The organism is Prevotella sp. P4-67, from assembly GCF_002251325.1.
Classification (GTDB): domain Bacteria; phylum Bacteroidota; class Bacteroidia; order Bacteroidales; family Bacteroidaceae; genus Prevotella.
Map to the genome: position 1 here is coordinate 86,987 of NZ_NPJL01000014.1, position 23,049 is coordinate 110,035.

The 23,049-nt window shown below is 55.6% G+C and carries 22 protein-coding genes; all 22 read right to left on the minus strand.

The genetic code is table 11. The features are described from left to right. Positions 1 to 2: 2 nt before the first annotated feature. Complete coding sequence (locus CIK92_RS02270) at positions 3 to 737, minus strand: nucleotidyltransferase family protein (RefSeq protein WP_094385106.1); 735 nt, start codon at positions 735 to 737, stop codon at positions 3 to 5. 139 nt (positions 738 to 876) lie between these two features. Beyond that, positions 877 to 1,341: a transcription elongation factor GreA gene (gene greA, locus CIK92_RS02275; RefSeq protein ID WP_022311570.1), complete on the minus strand. Its 465-nt coding sequence runs from the start codon at positions 1,339 to 1,341 to the stop codon at positions 877 to 879. Between the two features lie 432 nt (positions 1,342 to 1,773). Continuing rightward, entirely contained in the window at positions 1,774 to 3,312 is a 1,539-nt protein-coding gene (locus CIK92_RS02285; RefSeq protein WP_022311572.1) for a phosphotransferase, read from the minus strand. Positions 3,313 to 3,678: 366 nt separating this feature from the next. After that, positions 3,679 to 4,650, minus strand: a complete 972-nt coding sequence (locus CIK92_RS02290) for a F0F1 ATP synthase subunit gamma (protein ID WP_094388028.1) — start codon at positions 4,648 to 4,650, stop codon at positions 3,679 to 3,681. Between the two features lie 6 nt (positions 4,651 to 4,656). Next, complete coding sequence (atpA, locus tag CIK92_RS02295; RefSeq protein WP_094385098.1) at positions 4,657 to 6,243, minus strand: F0F1 ATP synthase subunit alpha; 1,587 nt, start codon at positions 6,241 to 6,243, stop codon at positions 4,657 to 4,659. Positions 6,244 to 6,311: 68 nt separating this feature from the next. Then, positions 6,312 to 6,845: a F0F1 ATP synthase subunit delta gene (locus tag CIK92_RS02300; RefSeq protein ID WP_022311575.1), complete on the minus strand. Its 534-nt coding sequence runs from the start codon at positions 6,843 to 6,845 to the stop codon at positions 6,312 to 6,314. Between the two features lie 7 nt (positions 6,846 to 6,852). Further along, positions 6,853 to 7,368, minus strand: coding sequence for a F0F1 ATP synthase subunit B (atpF, locus tag CIK92_RS02305; RefSeq protein WP_094385096.1), 516 nt, complete (start codon positions 7,366 to 7,368; stop codon positions 6,853 to 6,855). Positions 7,369 to 7,383: 15 nt separating this feature from the next. Beyond that, entirely contained in the window at positions 7,384 to 7,623 is a 240-nt protein-coding gene (locus CIK92_RS02310; RefSeq protein ID WP_022311577.1) for an ATP synthase F0 subunit C, read from the minus strand. Positions 7,624 to 7,697: 74 nt separating this feature from the next. Next, positions 7,698 to 8,741 carry a F0F1 ATP synthase subunit A gene (gene atpB, locus CIK92_RS02315; protein ID WP_094388067.1) on the minus strand — a complete coding sequence of 348 codons (1,044 nt, stop codon included), beginning with the start codon at positions 8,739 to 8,741 and terminating at the stop codon, positions 7,698 to 7,700. A 21-nt stretch (positions 8,742 to 8,762) separates the two neighbouring features. Then, a complete protein-coding gene (locus CIK92_RS02320) occupies positions 8,763 to 9,188 on the minus strand; it encodes a hypothetical protein (RefSeq protein WP_022311579.1) in 426 nt (141 codons plus the stop codon). Between the two features lie 18 nt (positions 9,189 to 9,206). Then, positions 9,207 to 9,449: an ATP synthase F1 subunit epsilon gene (gene atpC / locus CIK92_RS02325; RefSeq protein ID WP_022311580.1), complete on the minus strand. Its 243-nt coding sequence runs from the start codon at positions 9,447 to 9,449 to the stop codon at positions 9,207 to 9,209. Positions 9,450 to 9,474: 25 nt separating this feature from the next. After that, positions 9,475 to 11,001, minus strand: a complete 1,527-nt coding sequence (gene atpD / locus CIK92_RS02330) for a F0F1 ATP synthase subunit beta (RefSeq protein ID WP_022311581.1) — start codon at positions 10,999 to 11,001, stop codon at positions 9,475 to 9,477. A 35-nt stretch (positions 11,002 to 11,036) separates the two neighbouring features. After that, positions 11,037 to 12,014, minus strand: coding sequence for a 6-phosphofructokinase (gene pfkA / locus CIK92_RS02335; RefSeq protein ID WP_022311582.1), 978 nt, complete (start codon positions 12,012 to 12,014; stop codon positions 11,037 to 11,039). Positions 12,015 to 12,041: 27 nt separating this feature from the next. Next, positions 12,042 to 13,385 (minus strand): SLC13 family permease, encoded by a 1,344-nt coding sequence (locus CIK92_RS02340; protein WP_094388029.1) that lies wholly within the window; start codon positions 13,383 to 13,385, stop codon positions 12,042 to 12,044. A gap of 160 nt (positions 13,386 to 13,545) precedes the next feature. Beyond that, positions 13,546 to 14,535 (minus strand): glycosyltransferase family 2 protein, encoded by a 990-nt coding sequence (locus tag CIK92_RS02345; RefSeq protein WP_094388030.1) that lies wholly within the window; start codon positions 14,533 to 14,535, stop codon positions 13,546 to 13,548. After that, positions 14,535 to 15,998, minus strand: a complete 1,464-nt coding sequence (locus CIK92_RS02350; protein WP_094388031.1) for an oligosaccharide flippase family protein — start codon at positions 15,996 to 15,998, stop codon at positions 14,535 to 14,537. Before CIK92_RS02350 ends, CIK92_RS02345 begins: the two co-directional genes overlap by 1 nt. A gap of 152 nt (positions 15,999 to 16,150) precedes the next feature. Beyond that, the gene (locus tag CIK92_RS13300; RefSeq protein ID WP_144289308.1) at positions 16,151 to 16,372 is read right to left on the minus strand and encodes a hypothetical protein; all 222 of its coding nucleotides are present in this window, start codon (positions 16,370 to 16,372) and stop codon (positions 16,151 to 16,153) included. 139 nt (positions 16,373 to 16,511) lie between these two features. Next, a complete protein-coding gene (gene queG, locus CIK92_RS02355) occupies positions 16,512 to 17,441 on the minus strand; it encodes a tRNA epoxyqueuosine(34) reductase QueG (RefSeq protein WP_094388032.1) in 930 nt (309 codons plus the stop codon). Further along, a complete protein-coding gene (locus CIK92_RS02360) occupies positions 17,419 to 18,030 on the minus strand; it encodes a polysaccharide deacetylase family protein (RefSeq protein WP_094385086.1) in 612 nt (203 codons plus the stop codon). Before CIK92_RS02360 ends, queG begins: the two co-directional genes overlap by 23 nt. 2 nt (positions 18,031 to 18,032) lie before the next feature. Beyond that, positions 18,033 to 21,365 (minus strand): protein O-mannosyl-transferase family, encoded by a 3,333-nt coding sequence (locus CIK92_RS02365; RefSeq protein ID WP_094385083.1) that lies wholly within the window; start codon positions 21,363 to 21,365, stop codon positions 18,033 to 18,035. A gap of 158 nt (positions 21,366 to 21,523) precedes the next feature. Further along, complete coding sequence (locus tag CIK92_RS02370; RefSeq protein ID WP_094388033.1) at positions 21,524 to 22,225, minus strand: metal ABC transporter ATP-binding protein; 702 nt, start codon at positions 22,223 to 22,225, stop codon at positions 21,524 to 21,526. Between the two features lie 40 nt (positions 22,226 to 22,265). Next, positions 22,266 to 23,039 (minus strand): metal ABC transporter solute-binding protein, Zn/Mn family, encoded by a 774-nt coding sequence (locus CIK92_RS02375; RefSeq protein ID WP_254045981.1) that lies wholly within the window; start codon positions 23,037 to 23,039, stop codon positions 22,266 to 22,268. Positions 23,040 to 23,049: the final 10 nt, after the last annotated feature.

The following is a 23,049-nucleotide window of genomic DNA, read 5'->3' on the forward strand; positions in this document are numbered from 1 at the left end:
GTTTATAGTGTCTTGAGAAACTCTTCGGCCTGGGCTATGGTTTCCATCTTGCCCACATCCATCAGCCTGAGGTCGCGCTTCACGTATCCGTGTATGGAGCAACGCTCACAATAGCGCAGATAGAAATCGATGATGCCAAACCTGTCGGGCATCTCGTCGAAATGGGGGAAGAGGTGCGGACTGAAGACATGGATGCCCGAGAAAGCGTAGGGCTCGCAAGCATCGACCTGCAGGTGGGCATAGGGCGAGCGCACCTCGTGGGTGTCTATATTGGTCCACCCCATGAGCCGGCAATCGCGGGCAGCGTCGAAGAGCAGATAGCGCTTGGTCTGCCGGGGGCTTACCAGCAGCGTGGCATCGCCCTGGGCGCTGTCGTAGAAACGGCGCAAGTCGACATTGCTCAGTATGTCTACGTTGTGAATAAGAATGGGGGAAGTGGTGTCGAAGAGAGATGCGGCATGCTTGATGCCACCGCCGGTTTCGAGCAGCTGGCTACGCTCGTCGCTGATGCGCACGTCGATACCGAAGCCCTGCTGGGCGGCGAGATAGTCTACAATCTGGTCGGCGAAATGGTGCACATTGACGACCACGCGGGTGAACCCGGCCTCCTTGAGCCTCAGGATGACACGCTTGATGAGCGGCTCGCCTCCCACCTCGACCAGCGCCTTGGGCATGGTGTCGGTCAATGGTTTGAGGCGCGTACCCAGTCCGGCGGCAAAAATCATTGCTTGCATCATGATGCAAAGTTACGCCAAAATCTGGGAAAAGAAGAAGAAAGATAGAATTATTTGCCCCGCCACCACCATTTTTCCGACCGTCGGGCAGGAGCGGCGCAACGCCGAAGGCTGCATGGTTATCAGCACCATGCAGCGGCGGCTACAGAGTCACCTCGTCGATACGCAAGGTAATCTTGCCGGCAGGCACGCTCACCTCGACCGTGTCGCCGGCCTGGTGGTTGAGCAGGGCTTGGGCGATAGGCGACTTGAGCGAAATCTTGCCTTCGCTCATGTTGGCTTCGTGGGGACTCACGATGGTGTAGGTCATGTGGGCACCGTTGGCCACATTGGTAAGCGTGACCACGCTGAGCAGTCCGATACCCGTGTGGCGGATGGCAGACCGGTCGATGACGCGGGCATTCTCGAGGACGCGACGCTTGAAACGGATGCGGCTGAGCAGACGACCCTGCTCGCGCTTGGCGGCATGATACTCAAAGTTTTCACTCAGGTCGCCCTTGTCGCGCGCCTCGGCGATGGCCTCGCGCACCTCTGGCAGTTTGACAAGTTCGAGTTCGCGCAGTTCGGCTACCAGTTTGTCGTAGCCCTCTTGTGACATATATTCCATTTCTACTACTTTTAGTCCTATTAAAATGGCGAAGAGGCACAAGCGTGTGCCTTCTGCCAACCGAATGCAAAGTTATACAAAATTGGGATATAAAGCAAAGGCGGGGCAGTTTTTTTTCTGCCATGGGGCCGTCACCACGACGCATGGCGCAGCAGGGCAGAGAGGGCTGCCGGCTATAGTCGGCACTGCCCCAGTCTGGCCTATCCCGTCGGGCATCGGGCTAAAGTCTGCCGAGGTGGCGTTCATGTATATTGCGTGGTGTGATTTCAGTATTTCACGCCTTGCATTATGGGTTGCAAACCCCGAACTGGATAATTCACGCCCCGAACTCAAGTTGTAGATGAAGGCGGGGAGAAAGGGCATAATCAAAAAACGCCCCGCTGTGGCAGCGAGGCGTATGGGGATAATCGGCAAGGGAGGAGGGAGGGGCGCCTACTTGCGGACGAGGGTCTGGGTGATGCCCTGCTCACGGTGGCAGATGCGCACCTCGATGCCAAACTTGTCGTGCAGATGCTCTGCCAGATGCTGGGCGCTGTAGACGCTGCGGTGCTGGCCTCCAGTGCAGCCGAAACTGAACATGAGGTCGGTAAAGCCGCGCTGCAGATAGCGCTCTACATGGGCATCGGCAAGCCGATACACGCTGTCGAGGAAGGTAAGTATCTCGCCGTCGTCCTCGAGAAAACGGATGACGGGCTCGTCGAGGCCTGTAAGTTTCTTGTAAGGCTCATAACGCCCGGGATTGTGGGTGCTGCGACAGTCGAAGACATATCCTCCGCCATTGCCGCTATCGTCGGCGGGTATGCCCTTGCGATAGGAGAAGCTGAAGACACGCACCACGAGCGGGCCCTTGCCGTCGTACTTGGAGAAGGTGGCGGGGCCGTCCTGCGGGTGGGCTGCGTAGACATTGGTGTCGGCGGTGCGGAAGCCGTCGGCACGGTTGGCTGCCGCCTGCTCTATCCGCGTGAAGGCAGGAAGGAGGGTGAGCCGCTCGAGCATATCCATCATGTAGGGATAGGGGAAGAGGTGGCGCACACGCAGCAGCTCGCGCAGATTGTCGATGGCTGGGGGGATGCTGTCGATGAAGTGGCGCTTGCGCTCAAAATAGCCGCGGAAGCCATAGGCTCCCAGCACCTGGAGGGTGCGGAAGAGCACAAAGAGGGAGAGCCGCTCGGCAAAGTGGCGCACAGACGGCACCTCGGTATACTGGCTCAGCGACTGGTAATACTCATAGACCAACTCGCGGCGGAGCTTGGCGGGATAGCGCGCCGATGCCTGCCAAAGGAAGGAGGCGAGGTCATAATAGTAGGGACCACGACGGCCACCCTGGTAGTCGATGAAATGAGGATTGCCATCGTCATCGAGCATCACGTTGCGTGCCTGAAAGTCTCGGTAGAGGAAACTCTCGGACGGCTCGGAGGTAAGGTCGCGGGCGAACATACGAAAGCAGGCTTCGAGTTTGAGCTCATGAAAGTCGAGCTCGGTGGCTTTGAGGAAGCAGTACTTGAAGTAATTGAGGTCGAAGAGCACACTCTCTTCATTGAACTCGGGCTGCGGATAGCACACCGACCAATCAAGGCCGCGCGCACCGCGCAACTGGATGTTGGGGAGTTGGCGGATGGTGCGCACAAGGAGCTGGCGCTCGGCCTGGGTGTAGCGTCCGCCAGCCTCGCGACCGCCCCTAAGGGCGTCAAAAAGGGAGGTGGAGCCCAGGTCGGTCTGCAAATAGCGCAGCTCGTCGTCGGCCACAGCCAGGATGGCAGGCACGGGCAGTTGGCGGTTGCAGAAATGGCGGGTAAGGCTGATGAAGGCATGGTTCTCGTCGCGGCTGGTGCCCACAACGCCTATCACCGTGAGCCCGTCGGCATCGGTAAAACGATAGTAGACACGATTGCTGCCGGCGCCAGCCAACTGCTCTACATGGGCGGGATCGGCTCCGCGCCACTGGCGGTATAAGGAGATGAGTTGTTGCATACTATATATAATAAGGTGTGACCATACGGGGTGTGGCGATACCGTCGGGAGGCGTAAGGCGCGCTGCGAACCTCATGGCAACACTGGACGGCTCAACAAAATTAACAAAAAAATCAGACACAATGCCCCGGCCATCCGTATATTTTTACCTGGTGCAGGAAAAAAAGGCTAACGGGAAGGCCGGGGCATGCAAAGATGATGGGGAAAGAGGTCTCTCACACCTTATGCGGCATGAGAACTGAGGTTGATGCAAGTTGCTGCATCTCTGCGTTGACAACGGGGCATATCAACCAAAAGCGTGAGACGCTATCCACGGTGGTGGAAGGTCTCACGCTTTATTGTTTGCAGAATATCGGTGGTGGATGGTTAGTTGTTGACCGACCCACCTACGATATCAAGAAGTTCGCTGGTAATGGCAGCCTGTCGGCTCTTGTTGTACTGCAGGCGCAACTGGCGGAGCAGCTCGTCGGCATTGTCGGTAGCCGTCTGCATGGCCACCATGCGGGCGGCATGCTCGGAGGCGATACTGTCGAGCAAGGCGGTATAGACCATCAGATTGAGCAACTTGGGAACCAGCGCCTGGAGAACATACTCCAGATTGGGCTCGACCAGGAAGTTGTCGTTGAGGGGCTTTGCCTCGGTCACTACATGCTGACGCTGCTTGTCGCGCTTACGCAGATACTCCTGCGCCTTGGCTGTGGCCACATTGGAGGTAAGGTCGCGGTCGTTCATCACACCAATCTTCTCGGTAGAGAGGTCGATGGGCAGGAACGTACGGCGTGTAAGAATCTGCGAACCGGCGCTCTTGAAATGGTGATAGACCAATTCGACCTTGTCAATCTCGTGGGCAGCATACTTGCGGGTAAGCTCCTGCGAGATGAGGGCACAGTCGCGGGCGTTGGGCTTGTCGGCAAGAGCCACGAAGTCGCCTGCCGAGGTCCACCCTCTCTTCTGCACGCGCTCAGCCACCTTTCGGCCTATGGGATAGACCACGATATCGGTGATGCCCTGGTCGTGATACTCGGCAACTATCTGCTCCATCATCTTGAGCACGTTGGCATTGAAGCCACCGCAGAGAGAGCTGTTGCTCGAATAGACCACGAGGGCCACGCGCTTCACCTCGTTGTGTCGCTGCTCGAAGAGGCTTGTGGCCTCGGGGGTGGAAACGAGGAACGACTTGAGGATATGCTCCAGAAGGTTTTCGTAGGGAAGCATATTCTGGATGGCAACCTGAGCATGGTGAAGTTTGGACGACGCAACCATCTTCATGGCACTCGTAATCTTACGGGTGCTATTGACACTGGCTATGCGGGTCTTTATCTCTTTCAGTGAAGCCATACGCTATTATGCTTTATACAACGAGGCGACGCCTGCCATCACTTCTTCAATGGTGTGGGTGATGGTATCGTCAATCTTACCTTCGGCAAGGGTATCGATAATATCCTGATGCTGAGAGCGCAGCTGGTCGAGGAACTGGTCCTGACACTGGCGGACACTCTCTACGGGTACATCGTGGAGCAGACCATGCACACCACAGTAGAGCATAGCCACCTGCTCGCCCACGGGCATCGGTGAATACTGGGGCTGGATGAGCAACTGGTTGTTCTTGCGTCCACGGTCGATGGTCATGGCGGTCACAGCGTCCATATCGCTCGAGAACTTGGAGAATGCCTCGAGCTCACGATACTGCGCCATATCTATCTTCAGCGTACCGGCTACCTTCTTCATACTCTTGATCTGTGCCGAACCACCCACACGGGATACAGAGATACCCACATTGATGGCAGGACGGAAACCCTGGTTGAAGAGGTCGGTCTCGAGATATATCTGTCCGTCGGTGATGGAAATCACGTTGGTAGGAATATATGCCGAAACGTCGCCGGCCTGGGTCTCGATGATAGGCAGGGCGGTAAGTGAACCTCCACCACGCACATGGCCCTTCATACACTCGGGCAGGTCGTTCATCTTCTCGGCAACCTCCTGCTGGTTGTTGATGCGGGCTGCACGCTCGAGCAGTCGAGAGTGCAGATAGAACACATCACCAGGGTAAGCCTCGCGGCCGGAAGGACGGCGGAGGATGAGTGATACCTCACGATAGGCAACGGCCTGCTTGGAGAGGTCGTCATAGACTACCAAAGCCGAATGGCCACGGTCGCGGAAATACTCGCCGATGGCGGCTCCGGCAAAGGGAGCATAGTACTGCATGGCGGCAGGGTCGGCGGCGGTAGCGCTGACGATGATGGTATAAGGCAACGCGCCATGTTCCTTGAGGTTCTGCACCAATGCAGCTACTGTAGAGGCCTTCTGACCGATGGCTACATAGATGCAATAGACGGGTTTGCCAGCCTCGTAGAAGCTACGCTGGTTGATAATGGTATCGACAGCGATGGCGGTCTTTCCAGTCTGACGGTCGCCGATGATAAGCTCACGCTGGCCACGGCCGATAGGTATCATCGAGTCGACAGCCTTAAGTCCGGTCTGAAGCGGTTCCTTTACAGGCTGGCGGTAGATAACACCGGGAGCCTTGCGGTCAAGCGGCATCTCAAACGACTCGGTGAGATCGATCTCTCCAAGACCGTCAATAGGCTGGCCCAAAGGATTGACTACACGTCCAAGGAAGTTGTCGTTGACACGGATGGATGCAATACGGTGGGTACGCTTGACTGTCTGTCCCTCCTTGATACCGGCGGTAGGACCGAGAAGCACACAACCGACATTGTCTTCCTCGAGGTTCATCACGATAGCCATAGTACCGTTTTCAAACTCAAGCAACTCGTTGGCCTCAGCATTACGCAGACCGTAGATACGGGCCACACCATCACCGACGGTAAGCACGGTGCCTACCTCTTCGAACTGCTGGTTGCTGGTAACCTCGTTGAGTTGGCGGAGCAGAACCTCAGACACCTCACTTGGTTTTATTTTATCTGACATGTTGATTTGTTTTAATGAGCTGTCTGCCGGCATGGACGCCGGGACAGACAACCTGTTAATTTAGATAATTACTTTAACTCTGCGAGAATCTTCCTGAGTCCTGTCTTCACACTGGCATCCATGCGATAGGTGTCATATTCGAGTATGAACCCACCGATGATGTCGGGGTCGACCTCAGTATTGAATTCCACAGTTCCACGAGTCTTGCTTTCCACCATCTGCCGCATCTTGTCCTCGATAGCGGGAGTCACGGCAGTAGCGGTGATAAGCCTGCCACAGGTGATATTCTTCTGCTCACGATAAAGTGTAACATAAGAGGCAGCCATAAACTGCAGAGCGTTGTCGCGGCCCTCTCTCAGCACAAGTTTGAGGAAGCGGCGGGTAAGCTCGGTGGGCTCGGTGCCGGCTGCCGTAACGAGCAGCAGTTCCTTCTTCTCAGGCTGGAGCATGGGGGTGGCAATAGCCGTGCGAAGCTGGGGAACCTCGATATAGCTACGACCAAGGCACATCATGTCCTGGCACACGCTATCCTCGATTTTCAGCGCTGTGGCACTCTTGAGAAGCGCACGGGCATATCTCACAGATATCACTCCTAAATCCATAGCTTTATCAGTTTACTTTATTTTGAGGAATATCGTCCAACAGGCGGTCTATCAGTTCCATCTGTTTGGCATTGTCAGACAATTCTTCACGCAGCAGCTTCTCGGCTATCTTTACAGAGAGCTCGGCGACCTGTGTACGTATGCCGCGCATGGCTCCCTGGCGTTCGCTTTCTATCTGCAGACGAGCCTCAGAGAGTAGACGAGCACCCTCTTCGCGGGCCTGACCCTGAGCCTTCTCGACGATGGCGTCACGGGCAGCACCGGCTTCCTGAAGGATAGTGGCTTGCTTAGCGCGAGCTTCCTGCAGGAGGGCATCGCCTTCTTGTCTGACATTTTCCAGACGCTCGGTGGCCTCGTGGGCCTTGCGCAGGCTGTCGTCGATAAATTGCTTACGGCCTTCGACCGAACCAACTATCGCCGGCAGCGCATACTTGGCAAGGAATACGAGCACCACCAGAAACGCCAGTGCCATCCAGAACAGCAGTCCTAAATCAGGCGTCAGTATTGATGGCAAATTCATTATACTCTGTCCTTTCTATTAGTGGATAAGAAACGCACAGGCTGCAATGGCGAAAAGCGCACAACCCTCTACGAAAGCAGAAGTAAGAATCATGTTGGTCATAATCTTACCTGAAGCCTCGGGCTGACGTGCGATAGCGTCCATAGCCTGACCGCCAATCTTACCGATACCAATTCCTGCACCAATAACTGAAATACCAGCACCAATACCGCAGCCCAGCTGTGCCAGACCCTCGGCCAATAAAGTTGAAATAATCATAGTTGTAATGTTTATTAGTTGTTAATTGTTTTGTTAATATTCTCTTGTTCTATACATTATTATATATACATGTTCTATTCGGCCTCTTCTTCCTTGTGGGCGAGCCCTATGAAGACAGCGCTCAGCAGAGTGAAGACGTAGGCCTGTACGAAGGCAACCAGAAGCTCCAGACAGTTCATGAAGAGGAGCATCAGGCCGCTGAAGATGTTAAGTCCGATACCGAAGCCCACGCCCATTGTCCATCCCAGGAATATCACGCAGGTGAAGCTGAGTATCACGGCGTGACCTGCCATCATGTTGGCGAAGAGACGAATCATCAGGGCAAACGGCTTGGTAAATACGCCGAAAATCTCGATGATGGGCATCAATGGAATGGCCTTCAGGAAGATTGGCACATTGGGCCACAATATGTCTTTCCAATACTCCTTGTTGCCAAAGAGGTTGATGGCCAGCATCGTGCATACCGCCAGGAAGAGGGTGATATTGATATTGCCTGTCACGTTGACACCGCCGGGGAAGAAGGGCACCAGTCCCACGAGGTTACAGGTCAGGATGAAGAAGAAGGCGCTGAGCAGATATGGCGCAAAGCGCTTGTACTCCTTTTCTCCTATCGACGACTTCACCACATCATCATGTATGGTCATCACGATGAGCTCCATCGCCCCTACAAATCCCTTCGGCGCCTCGCTAAGGGTATCATGACGACGATACCAACGAGCGCAACAGGTGAAAATCACTATCAGGACAACCACGGCTATCCATATCTGCAGCACCACCTTGGTAATGCTCAAATCCAGAGGGCGCTCGGTGGTCCCGTCGGGCATCTTCTCATAAATCTTGCCATGATGGGTGGCATCAAAGAAGAATGGCGCGGGCAGCGAGTGCTCGGTGCCAACAAACCACTCACCCGTGGCGCCGCTTCTGACGATGATGGGCAATGGAATACTGAGCGAACGCCCCTCGTAACTGGCTATGTGCCATTCATACGCATCAGAGAGGTGCTCCAATACGGTCTCGGGGATATCCAGCTTTTCTTCCTTGCCCCCCTCATTGGCCATAGTTGCCAGGGGGAGCATGACAAGCGCCAGCAGGAGGATGATTGTTCTAATCTGTTTCATATTCATCATATAAAATGTAATCTACGGTTTCTTTTCCGCATCTGTGTTATGCTTATGCGTAAAGAACAGCGTGTGGTGTAGAACTGCGCTGAGATAGAATGCGGCAAAGATGAGGACAAAGGTGAGCATATCGCCCTTGCCGGTCTTGCCGACGAGGAGGAAGTAGACAAACATCACGACCAGCGCCAGCATGAAGCGGCCACCCGAAATGGCCAGAAACACGGAGGGCAGACTGTCGGGAGCCTCGGTAGCCACCTTGCGCCACGCCGTGACCGCCCCTATCTCGACAAAGAGTGCATAGACGGCACTCACGATGAGAGGTAGCGTCACCGAGGGATAGCTCATGGCGAGAACCAAGGTCAGGAAGAACAATACTGCCATAAGTGTCACTCCCTGGCGTATGTACTTCCAGTAGCGGATGTCTATCTCGTTCTTTTGAGTTTCCATTTGTATTCTATTTCAGTATTATACTTCTACGCACAGACTAATCTCATTCTTCTGAACTTCGACAAAACCGCCCATAATGTTCAGTTGTGCCTTCTCGCCGCCTTTGGGGAGATAGGTCACCACGCCAGACTCAAGCGAAGAGATTAGCGGAGCATGGTCCACCAGTATCTCAAACGCGCCGAGGGTTCCGGGCACGGTAACGCTCTCCACCTCGCCGGTGAAAACCACTTTTTCAGGAGAAATTACCTTAAGTGTCAGCATATAGATACTTGTTATTAATCACATCTTATACATTAGCCGCAGCCAGGAGTTTCTTGGCCTTCTCCTTGGCATCCTCGATAGTTCCCACATTGAGGAACGCCTGCTCGGGCAGGTCATCTACCTCGCCATTAAGGATGGCATTGAAACCCTTGATGGTCTCTTCGATGGGCACCATCACGCCTGGCAGACCGGTAAACTGCTCTGCCACAGCGAAGGGTTGTGAGAGGAAGCGCTGTACACGACGGGCGCGGTTAACGGTGAGCTTGTCTTCATCGGAAAGCTCGTCCATACCGAGGATGGCGATGATATCCTGCAACTCGTTATAACGCTGAAGCAACTGCTTTACACGCTGTGCGCAGTCATAGTGTTCCTTGCCCACAATCAGCGGGTCGAGGATACGCGAGGTACTGCCCAGCGGGTCAACGGCGGGATAGATACCCAGCTCGGCTATCTTACGCGACAGCTCGGTTGTAGCATCGAGGTGAGAGAAAGTAGTGGCTGGAGCGGGGTCGGTCAAGTCATCGGCAGGCACATAGACGGCCTGTACAGAGGTGATAGAACCGTTCTTGGTCGATGTAATGCGTTCCTGCATCGCACCCATTTCGCTTGCCAGCGTAGGCTGATAGCCCACTGCCGAAGGCATACGGCCCAAGAGAGCCGAAACCTCAGAACCTGCCTGAGTAAAGCGGAAGATGTTGTCGATGAAGAACATGATGTCGGCAGCTTCGCCGTCCTTGCCACCATGGTCGCGGAACTCTTCGGCCACAGTAAGACCTGAGAGAGCCACAGAGGCACGTGCCCCAGGCGGCTCGTTCATCTGTCCATAGACAAGGGTAGCCTGACTCTTTGCCAGCTCTTCCTTGTCAACCAGAGAGAGGTCCCATTTGCCCTCTTCCATGGCCTTGTTGAAGGCTTCTCCATACTTGATCACACCACTTTCGAGCATATCGCGCAGCAGGTCATTACCCTCACGCGTACGCTCTCCCACTCCGGCAAACACAGAGTATCCGTTGTGTCCTTTGGCGATGTTGTTGATAAGCTCCATGATAAGCACTGTCTTACCTACACCGGCACCTCCGAAGAGTCCGATTTTACCACCCTTCATGTAGGGTTCGAGCAGGTCGATAACCTTGATACCGGTAGCCAGCATCTCTTTGTGGGTAGACAGTTCGTCAAACTTCGGAGCCTCGCGGTGTATAGGATAAGCGCCCTGCATATCGAGCTTCTCCATACCGTCGATAGGCTTACCGATAACATTCATCATACGGCCCTTGATCTGATCGCCGGCAGGCATGGTGATAGGACTTCCCGTAGCCACGACATCCAAGCCGCGCTGCAGTCCGTCGGTATTGTCCATAGCCACACAGCGTACAGTATCTTCACCGATATGTTGCTGGACCTCGATGATGAGGTCTTCACCATTGGGGCGTTTCACTGTGAGCGCCTCATAAATCTTTGGGAGCACCTTCTCCGGATCCTCGCCGTGGGTATCGAAGTATACGTCGATAACCGGGCCGATAATCTGTGAGATGCGTCCATTTATCTGTGACATAAGCTGATTGTGTTAATATGTTCTACATTATTATATTATATACTCAATTCGTCGAGCACCTTGATGAGCGACTTGTCGAAAGGCTTGTCAGAGCGGATGGCTTCCGACAGCGGCACATAGACAATCTCATTGTTGCGCACGCCAACCATCACGTTGCGCTGACCCTGCATGATAGCCTGGATGGCGCCCACACCGGTACGCGAAGCGAGGATACGGTCGTGGGCAGAGGGGCGACCGCCACGCTGCAGATGGCCGAGGATGGAAACGCGCACATCATACTGGGGGAACTCGTTGCGCACACGCTCGGCATAGTAGAGGGCACCACACTTGGGACTCTCAGAGACGATGACGATGCACGAACGCTTTGACTTGCGGATACCACGCTCCATGAACTGTGCCAACTGGTCTACGTCGGTAGAGTCTTCAGGGATGATGGCAGCCTCGGCTCCCGAGGCGATGGCGCTGTTCTGTGCTAGGAAGCCGGCATCGCGTCCCATAACCTCGATGAAGAAGATGCGCTCATGGCTTTGCGCTGTGTCGCGGATGCGGTCCACGCACTCTACGATGGTGTTCATCGTGGTGTCGTAACCTATAGTCGAGTCGGTGCCGTAGAGGTCGTTGTCGATGGTACCGGGCAGACCCACACAGCACACATCGTATGCGCGTGCAAAATCCATAGCGCCGGTGAGCGAACCGTTACCGCCTATCACCACCAGGGCGTCGATGCCCTCTTTCTGCAGGGTCTCATAGGCCTTGGCTTTGCCTTCGGGAGTCATGAATTCCTTGGAGCGGGCAGTTTTGAGTATCGTACCGCCCGACATGATGATACCACTCACGTTCTCGGTAGTGAAGTCAACCACCTCGTCATTGATCAGTCCATCATAACCACGATAGATACCTTTGATATTAAAACCGTTACAGATACCCGAACGGGTTACCGCTCTGATGGCAGCGTTCATTCCGGGGGCGTCGCCTCCAGATGTAAGGATTCCGATTGTTTTAATTTTTGCCATAATCTATATTGTTGTTTCTATTTCGTTCTACATCACTATCATGACCGCCAGCCCCAAGGCTGCGCCTACGAAGGCTTTCCAGCCTACATTGGAGATATACCACCCCACCCTGGCGTTCTCGGTCTTGAGGAATGCCACTCCGCTCAGCGACCCCACACAGAGGATGTTGCCACCCACGGCGGTCGAATAGGCTATCATGCTCCAATAGTCTGAGTTGAGCCCGTTGCTCTTGCCGATGGTGAAGAAGGTAAGTGCCGAAGTGAAACTGTCGAGCACCGTGCTCAGCGCCGCAGCCAGCGTGCCAGCCACCCAGGTGGCTCCCACGTAGTTGTCGAGCTGTGCCACGAGCCAGCCCACGGCTCCCGTCTCCTGCACCACGCCCACTGCCAGCATGATACCCATGATGTAGAGCATCATCTGTATCACTCCATACTGCAGCACACGAGGCACACGACGCTGCATCATCTCGTCAGTGTCTATCAGACGCCTGTTGAAGATTTCATTGACTACCCACAGCACCGCCAGCACGCAGAAGGCGCCGAGGAAAGGGCTCAGTTTGGTGATACGGTGGAAGGTGGGGATAAACCACAGACCGCCGATACCCACAAAGAGCATCAGCAGCCGCTGCCATATATTCAGACGGGTGTCGTCGCCACGGTAGGGCATCGTCACCCATTCGGTATCAGTCGTTTCGGGCAGGCTTCTGCCTATCCACCAGGTGGGCAGCAGCCAAGCCGTGAGGCAGGGCAGCGCCATCGCCGACGAATAGGCTGTGGGGGTGACATGGCCCATGTTCCAGAGGAAGAGACCTGTGGGGTCGCCGATTACGGTGAGTGCTCCGCCACAGTTGGCTGCCAGCACTATGGCCGCGCCGAAATAGAGGCGCATGCGCAACTGGGGCACCACCCTGCGCATCACCGTGAGCATCATCACCGTGGTGGTAAGGTTGTCCAGGTTGGCTGAAATGATGAAGGTGATTATCGACAGTGCCCACAACAGTCGGCGGCTGCGACGGGTCTTCAGCAACTGGGAGACGAAGTCGAAGCAACCATTATTGTGGAGTATCTCTACAATGGTCATCGTGGCCAGCAGAAAGAGCACTATCTCTGCTCCGCGGCCAACGTATTTGAGAAAGACATCTTGGGCGATATACTCCTTGACGACACTGCTTGTGGGAACGGCGCCACTCAAGAAATCGAAATAATCATTAGGGTGCTGACTCATCACGAAGTCGGTGCCGTAGCAGATGTACAATATCCAACCCACCGTTCCTGCAAATACAGCAACAGCAGCCTTATTGACTTTTGTCAGGAGCTCCGTGGCAATTAGCACATAGGCGATTAGCAATATGACAACTATTACGAGTGTCATTTCTCAGATCATTTCCACTGCAAAGATAACCATTTATAATCAAGAAACGCCCTGAGTAGCGGCATTTTTTGGTAGAGGTTAACTTTTTTTTCATTAAGACACACACTTTTTGTGACAAATGGTAAGTTCGCCCCTGTCTCCATGCCCGGCAGAGCCGCTGTCAGAGCCGTCGCAGCCAGCGTTTGAGCGTGAAATAGAGTTCTTCCTGAAGGCAGAAGAGACGCCACGAGGGGCGCAGGGGCATATAACCCAGTTTCCACTTGTTGCGGGGCTCCAGTGTGGTGGTATCTATGGTCTTCCACACGCGCTTCATCTCTGCCCGAGCAGCCCTACGGTCATGGGGAGTCATATGCTGGCGGTGGATGAAATAGAAGCGCCAGCAGTCGACGAGCACCAACCAGCGCTGGTTCTCATAGCGGCGCAGCACGTCGTCGCCTACGGCCAGGTCTATCAGCTGTCGGCGCATGCTCTCGTTGGCGCGCAGATAGTCAAAGTGACGGAGGCCTGCCTTGTGGGTCACCGACGCCTCGTGCTGACGGTAGTAGTAGAGCCCGCCACAGGGTCTCACCTCGCGCGAGATGTAGTAGTGCAGCCGGGTGGTATTGTCGTCGCTATAGGCGCGGCAACTGTCGTCGTAGGGATAGCGGTCGTAGAGGGCGCGGCGCGCCATATAGACTCCGTGGATGGCCCACGACAGACTCTCACTGAAGGCTTCGTAGCCGGTCATCACCTCAAACTGCGGCAGGGGGATGCGCTGCTGATGTTGGTCGTCAAACCACTGCATCACATCAAAGAGCACGCAGTCGGTATGCGCATGGCGGCTGAACACATCGACAGCCTGTCTCAGGGCGTCACGGTCGTACCAGTCGTCGGCATCGAGGAAGCAGATATAGTCGCCCTGCGCCAACTTCAGCGCCTGGTTGCGGGCATAGGCCTGGCCGTGGTTTTCGTCGAGATGCAGGGTGCGGATAGTGTCATAGCGGGCGGCATAGTCAGCCAGCACCTCGGGCGTGGCGTCGGTCGAAGCGTCATCGGCCACTATCACCTCTACCCCATCGAGTGTCTGCGCCATGAGCGAGTCAAGGCACTGGGGCAGAAAGGCGGCGCCGTTGTACACAGCCACGATTACGGAGCATACAGGTCTGACCATCACTGCCGTCCTCCCTGATTGTGGTCCTGACGGTTGCGGCGGCGCAAGAGCCAGAGCGAGACGACAAGACTGGCGAGGGCCAGCGCTATGGCTGCCACCCAGTAGACCCAACCCGTGGCGAGAGTCACCACGGCATAGGCGGCAATGACTGCCGGCAGCTGCATAGCCACACATACAGCCACCCGACCATCGGGACGGTAGCCGTAGCGCCAACGGTTGTAGGCCATCAGCAGCACGGTGTCGAGCACGGCACCGATGAGCAGCGCCACACCGGTACCGGTGAGACCCCAGCAGCCAAAGCAGACATACATCAAGGGCAGTATCATCACCACATAGACGCCCTCCATAAACATGAACGACCGCGAGTCGCCTCTTCCCAAGGGGATATAGGCGACAGGCAGTTTGACTGCGCGCAGGAAGAGGGCCATCACCGAGAACTGCATCATGCCAATCACGGGCAGGAACTTGCCACTGAAGAGCAGGGGGAGCAGCACGGGCAGGGCGAACATCATCGCCACGAGCAGGGGCGCCATGATGAGCAGCGACACCTCTATCTGGCGGTTCACGCAGCTGTTGAGGGTAGCCCCCGTGCCACCGACGGCAGAGAGGCGGGGATAGTAGTCGGTCTCCATGGCCGAGAACACCATGCCGCCATAGGTCATCGTCATCATGTAGCCTGCATTGTAGAGGCCCACGGTGTTGAGCGAGCCCGCCACATTGAGGAATGAGCGGATGGCAAACTCCATGCCGCTGCCCATCATGCCGACTACGACAAACGAAAGCCCCAGTTTGAGCATGCCGTTGCCACGGCTGAGAAAGCGGCGGCTGAAGGAGAGGCGCAGGGGGAAGAGACGGCATGAACGCCAGAGGGTCAGCACAGCCTGTATGAGGGCTGCGAGGAAGAGCGAAGGTACGATGGCAGTCTCGCCATAGAGGTAATAGAGGGGGATGGTGACCACCAGCACGGCAAAGACATTGTAAACCGAGATGCGAGCCAACGAGCCCAACTGTCTGACGGCCTTGAGCACTGCCATCTCGCCTCCGGTGAGTGCCATGAGCGCCACCGTGGGCGAGAGCAACAGGTAGTGGAGGGTGTGGGCACCCCAGTTGAAGGAGAAACTGTCGATAAACGGAGCTGCCATCACGCACACGAGCATACCCAGCAGCGCCACCATCACGCTCCAGGAGCGTATCAGGCACACGCTCTCTTCCAACCTGCGGCGGTCGGTGCTCTCATAAGCCTCGGCGATGGTCTTCACACCGCTCGTGGGCACACCCATGTTGGTAGAGTCGCCCACCAGCTTGAGGGTGGAGTTGAAGAGGGCGATAAGGCCCATGCCCCCAGGGCCGAGGATTACCGCCACGAGCTTGTTGCGTATCATCGCCACCAGGATATTGAGTCCCTGGATGGTGCCAAACACGCTGGTGTATTTGAGGATATGCTTGTAGGATGTATGTTCCATATATCTGTCGGGAGCAGCCATGCCCGCCCCATTTCTCCACGGGCTCTTGGCCTGGCTGTGCGGGGCGCAAAGGGCGCAGGCTGAGCCTCGAGGCGGCTGACTTGTTTGTACTTGTATGACTATATCATATAAACGCAGAATATGCCGATTTATTATGAAGACGTCGCACTTAATGTGGGCACCAAGGCATCGCTGCAGCGAGAGTGAGCCACGACAGACGCCCATCGCGCCACTCTGCCCAGCCCATCAGGGGTTGCCCTCTGGCTGGTGCTCACCGTCACCATCATGCGGTCGATGACGGCATAAACCCAGGAGATGGCGAAAATCCTGATTTCGTGGTTTGATTTCTGTATTTCCCACTCTGATTTGCACATTGCAAAGTTTGATTTTACCATTTCACGCTTCGCATCCAACTTTTATGCCATCTCGGCGCAGATGGGCACGGGCGCCATCGGGACGGCGCGGAACGGGAGGATATCAGGCATGAACGGGGAGACAGGGTGGATGGCGAGGTCAGTCGTCGGCAGAGGCTGCGGCGATATTGCGGGTGATGCCGGCATACTTGGCGCGCTTCACGGCGCTGCCCTTGAAGAGCCGGCGATAGTCGTCTTCGGTCAGCTGCTGCCAGTCTGCGGTGGTCATCGCCATCAACTCTTGTGAGGGCTGGAACTCGGGCACATCAGTGGGCTGCGCGAAACGGTTCCAGGGGCAGGCTTGCTGGCAGCGGTCGCAGCCATAGAAGCAGTTGCCGAGCGCACGGGATGCCTCGTCGGAGAGGGGACCACGGTTTTCGATAGTCTGATAACTGAGACAGCGACAGGCGTCCATCGTGGCCTCGCCGTCGTCGTCGAGATGGATGGCGTGGGTAGGACAAGCCTGCAGACAACGGTCGCAGGTGCCACAGCGTGAGGCCATGGGCTCGTCGTAGTCGAGGGGAATGTCGAGGAATATCTCTCCGAGGAAGAACTGGCTGCCGGCGTGGGGGATGATGAGCTGCTGGTTGCGGCCTATCCACCCTATCCCACTCTGCTGCGCCCAATACTGCTCGAGCACAGGGGCTGTGTCGACAAAGCACCGGTAGCCCCCAGTGATGCCAAGACGGGCTACGAGGAGCTGCATGCGCTGGCGCATCACGTCGTGATAGTCTTTGCCAAGCGCGTAGGCAGCCAGATGAAGCTCGTCGCGAGGCACCTCGACAGCAGGGGCATAGGGCAACGCCAGACTCACAATGCTCTGCACGCCAGGGACAAGCAGCCGTGGGTCGAGGCGCAGGTCGACATGGCGGTACATATACTCCATATCGGCGAAAGTGCGACTGCTCACGCGGCGAAGGAAGCGGCGGGCGTAGCCATCGTCGACGGGGCGCGCCTGGGCTATGCCACAAGCAAAAAAGCCGAGACTGCGGGCCTCGGCTTTTAACTTATTTGAAAACTCGGAATTCATATCCTTGTTCTTTTAACCATCTCAGAGCTTCGGGCAAGGCATAATGCAACTTGTCGATGCTCTTGAGCGAATCGTGAAAGGTAATGATAGACCCGTTGCGGGTATATCGCTTTACATTGTTGAGCACGTCCTCGGCTGTTATCCACTTGGAATAGTCGCGGGTGACGACATCCCACATGATGATGCGATACTTGCGGTTTACCCACCAATAGACCGTGGGGCGCATCCAGCCGTGGGGCGGCCTGAAGAGATGGGCGTGGATGAGCTCGTTGGCCTTGATGACATTGAGGGCATAGGTAATGCTCATGTGCTTGAACGAACCCAGGTGGTTGAAGGTGTGGTTGCCCACCTGGTGGCCCTCCTCAACGATGCGGTTGTACAGGTCATGGTGTCGCAACACGTTCTCGCCCACCATAAAGAAGGTGGCGCGCACTCCGAACTCCCTCAGCGTGTCGAGAATAAAGGGTGTGGTCTCCGGGAGAGGGCCGTCGTCGAACGTGAGATAGACGGCCTTCTCGTGAGAGTTCATTCTCCACACGGCTTTAGGGTAAAGCCAGCGCAGAAACGTAGAGGGTTGCTCGATAAACATGACTATCCTTCGGCATTAGGGTCAACACCACCACGGTTGCGGTAGATGGTGTAGAGCACGTTGAGCTGACGGAGCTGCTCCTTGGCGAGCTTGCTGTCCACGAGTTCGGTCACATCGACTATCTGCTGCATGATATAGAGCTGGGTGAGACACTCGTTGTAGTACTGGTGGAAGTTGGCGTCGTTGAGGGTGACATACCACGACATGTACTGGGTGGCGTCGCGCCAGAGGTCGTTGATAATCTTCTTGGCCTTCGCCTTGGCACCGAGGAGGGCATACGCCCTGGCGATGTCGCCGCCTCCGCCGATATAGCGCAGGGGCAGGTTGTAGGTGGGAAGACACTTCTCGGCCTTGGCAAGCACCTTGGCTGCCTTGTCGGTCTTGCCCTCGGTGATAAGCTTGAGCGCAAGGGTTGCCATAAGCTGTCGATGGGTGTAGCACATGCGGCGAACTGTCTCGTCGAGATAGATGCCGGGCTTCTCGAGACCGCCAAACTTGTAGCGGTTCATTACATTATTATATGTAGTCTCGGTGTCGAAGTTGTTGCCGTCCTTGGTGGTGAATGGAGAGATACGGTAAGCCAAGCCCTCCTGGATGAAGTTGTCGCCAAGGTTCATGTAGTTGTCTTCGCCCACGGTCATGGCGACATAGATAGGACGTGTCCACTGGCTGTTGGCCACCATCTCGAGCATCATGAGGTCGTTCTTGTAGAGCGCGCGCTTGCCCTTGAGCGAGATGACCATCCGGTCGGGGATAGAGTCAGAGACCATCATCATGCCGCTACGGCGCACGGCGTCCTTGTCGATGGTGACATAGACGGTGTCGGTGGGGATGACGTGGGTGGTGGGGTCGTTGCTCAGAACCCAATGCTGCATGATGTTCTTCAGCTCGAAGGGGTTCTCGCCGAAGGTCTTGACAGCCTCTTCCTTGTCCTGCTCATAGAACTTAAGCACCTGCTCCTTGAGCTCGGGACGCACTTCGACATAGTCGTTGGTACCGATACAGTACTGGAGACGGTTCCAGGTGATGGGGAGTGAAGGAGAGGTGTAGGCGGGACGGCGCATCTGGTCGATATACCAGTCGGTAGCAAGATAACTGAGGTTGCAGACGCGCGCATCGGTACGCACGCCCTCTACATCCTGGTTGTACCAGAGTGGGAAGGTATCGTTGTCACCATTGGTGAAGATGATGGGGTTGCCCTTGTCCTGCAGGGTGTTGAGGTAGTTCTGTCCGAAGTCTCGGCAGGTGTATCGGCCACTGCGGTCGTGGTCGTCCCAGGTCTGGCTGGCCATCTGCACGGGGATGAGCAGACACACGGCACCTACAACGCTGCTGATGATGACGCTCTCCTTCTTGAAACGGCGCGCAATCATGTCGATGATGGCAGCGACGCCCATACCACACCAGATGGCGAAGGCATAGAACGAGCCGGCATAAGCATAGTCGCGCTCACGGGGCTGCCCGGGAGTCTGGTTGAGATAGATGACGATGGCGAGACCGGTCATGAAGAACAGGAATGCCACTACCCAGAACTGACGCTCGCCCCGGCGTCCGCGGAAGAGCTGCCAGAAGAGTCCGATGATACCGATAAGGAGGGGCAGACAGTAGAATACGTTGTGTCCTTTGTTGTTCTTCAGGTCGTCGGGCAGGTTGTCCTGATTGCCGAGACGCCAGTTGTCAAACCATTTGAAACCAGTAATCCAGTTACCCTTTTCAAGAGCGCCGTGGCCCTGAATATCGTTCTGACGACCGGCAAAGTTCCACATGAAATAACGCCAATACATGAAGTTACACTGGTAAGAAAAGAAGAACTTGAGGTTATCCCACTGCGAGGGGACCTTAACCTGCACGGGTTGGCCACAGCGGTCGTAGTTGACGATATCGCCCTGAACGCCACCCATCCAGTCTTCATACTCCTGGGCATGGGCACGGTCGTGCATACGTGGGAAAACCATATTCTGGGCATAGACATAGCGGTCTTTGGTATTGACAATGAAGTAGGAGTCCTTCTCGTCTTCACTGCTCTTCTCCTTACGGCTGTAGATGGGCGCGCCCGTCTTCATACGGGGCACACACATGCCGTCTTTCTCATCGAGAGCCACCTCAGAGGTGTAAGCCTGGCCGTAGAGCAGCGGGCTGTCGCCATACTGGTCGCGGCTGAGATAGCTGCCGAGGGTGAAGATGTCTTCAGGAGAGTTCTGGTCCATAGGAGGATTGGCTGCCGAGCGGATGACGATGAGCGCGTAGCTCGAGTAGCCTATCATGAGCATCAGCATGCAGAGCAGCGCGGTGTTCTTGATACGCGATGACACGAGATGCACGGCCTTGCCGGCACTGCCCTTACGCTTGTAGTTGAGCACGAACCACAGGATGGCGAGCACGATGGCTCCGGTCACGGCTGCCTTGATGCCGAAACCGTAGAAGGGGATGCCCAACAATGCCACAGAGAGCAGGAATGCCACATTCTGGAGCTTGGGGTGACGGTTGGTATAGGTCTCGTAGATGGCCCATATCACGGTGCCCACAAGGAGTATCAGATAGATAATCTCGCCGGTATTGAACGGACAGCCAAGCACGTTGACAAACAGCAACTCAAACCATCCGCCCACGGTGATGATGCCAGGCACGACACCGTAAAGCACTGCTGCCACCAGGACAAACGAGATGGCGAGGGCAATAAGCGAACCCTTGAGCTCGACATTGGGGAACTTGCGGTAGGTGAACACCAGCACGATGGCGGGAATACACAGCAGGTTGAGCAGGTGTACGCCGATGCTCAAGCCGGTCATATAGGTTATCAGTACAAGCCAACGGTCAGAGTGGGGCTCATCGGCGTGGTCTTCCCACTTGAGGATAAGCCAGAACACAATGGCGGTGAAGGCGGAAGAATAAGCGTAGACCTCGCCCTCGACTGCAGAGAACCAGAAGGTATCACTGAAGGTATAGATAAGCGCACCTACCAGACCAGATGCCTCGATGGCTATCATGCGGCTGGTGGTCATATTGCTCCAGTCCTTGATTATCAGCCTGCGCGTAAGGTGGGTGATACTCCAGAAAAGGAAGAGAATGGTGGTGGCGCTGAGCAGCGCACTCATGGTGTTGACCATGCGGGCCACCATAGACGGGTCGCTTACAAACTGGGTGAAGAGGTTGGCGGTGAGCATGAAGAATGGTGCCCCAGGTGGATGGCCTATCTCCATCTTGTAGCCGGTGGTGATAAACTCCGGACAGTCCCAGAACGAGGCAGTCGGCTCAATGGTAGAACAATAGACTACAGCTGCCACAAGGAATGTAAACCAGCCGAGAATGTTGTCCACAATTTTGTACTGTTTCATTGTTATTATGTAATTATTAATAATTTCGGGCCTATATATACTTGCAAAGTTACTGCTTTTCGTGCAAGAAAGTGCAGTAATGATAAAGAAAATGAAAAGGATGTGTTCTTTTTAATCAGTTTTTACATTTCCGCGTGACAGACATGGTCACAGATAGGTCAAATATTGAGGAAATGCTCTTCGATTCTCTCATGGGGCATCGAAACGGTATCGTGGTAGTGGAGAGTGTGGTTGACACACGCCACATGGCGGGCATTGTCAATCACGGTGGCAATGTCGTGGCTCACGATGACGATGGCGCAGGAGCTGTTGAGTTCGGCAAGGGTCTGGTACATCTGCTCCTGAAAGCGCTTGTCGATGTAGGTATTGGGCTCGTCAAGGATAAGCACCTCGGGGTTGGAGACGACAGCACGCGCAAGCAACACGCGCTGAAGCTGGCCACCAGAGAGCTGGCCTACATGATGACTGGCCAAGTCGCCGAGTTCAAGGCGGGAGAGGGTGTCGTCAATCTGGCGACGCTGAAGGGCATCGAGGCGGCGCTGCCACCAGTGGCGGGTCTTCAGACCAGAGGCTACAATGTCGTAGACGGAGATGGGGAAATGACGGTCTATCTGACTGTACTGGGGGAGATAGCCTATGCCGAGGTGGTCGACAGCCTCGCCGTCGCGGAAGAAAGTCACGCGTCCGGCATCGGGTTTCTTGAGTCCGAGGATGACACGCATGAGCGTGGTCTTGCCGCCGCCGTTGGGACCGATGACAGCCAGATAGTCGTGAGGGTAAATCTGGAGAGAGACATGCTCCAATACAGACTTGCCGTCATAACTGGCGCAGATGTTGTCGAGGGTGATAATGGGACTCATGGCGGTGGATGTGATACCTGTGGATGGCTGGGACGAGTGGCTACTTCAACCGCTTGGCGGTAAGGAGCATCTCGTCTTCCCAGTTATAACTGAGGGGATTGATGGTGATGACCGTAGCGCCGGTCTCACGGGCTACGATGCGCGTATTGCGGTTGGCAAACTCCTTCTGGAGAAAGAGGCACTTCACCTGGTTGTCCTTGGCTACCTTGATGGTGGCCATCAACTGCGACACAGAGGGTTCGCGTCCTTCCTCTTCAATGGGTATCTGGCGCAGACGGTAGTCTCGGGCGAAATAAGTGAGTGATGGGTGGTAGACAAGGAAGGCTGTAGACTTGTCGCGGGTAATCTGCTCGCGGATATGGGTATCGAGGATGTTGATACGGCTGACGAGGTTCTCAAGGTTGGCCTTGAAGTAGAGGCTGTCCTTGGTGTCTACCGCCGCGAGGGCACGGTAGATGTTGCGGGCGATGACCACCGCGTTCTGGGTGCTCATCCAGGTGTGAGGGTCGGGATGTCCGTGCATGGTCGTGGCCATCTCTATACCCTGGGAAGAGTCGATGACGATGGTATGGGGCGCGTTCTTCTCGAGTTTCTTCATCCAGGCACGCTCAAAACCTATCTGCCCTACCTTAATATACATGTCGCTCTTGGAGAGGTCTATCATCTGGCGCGCGGTGGGCTCGTAGGTCTCGGGGTTGCTGCCCTTGGGCACCATCGACTTGACCACAAACCTGTCGCCGGCTATCTGCTCGGTGAAATAGCGCAAAGGCTCGATACTGACAATGATGGAGCGCGTGTCTTCAGCACTCTTCATGCTGCAAGAA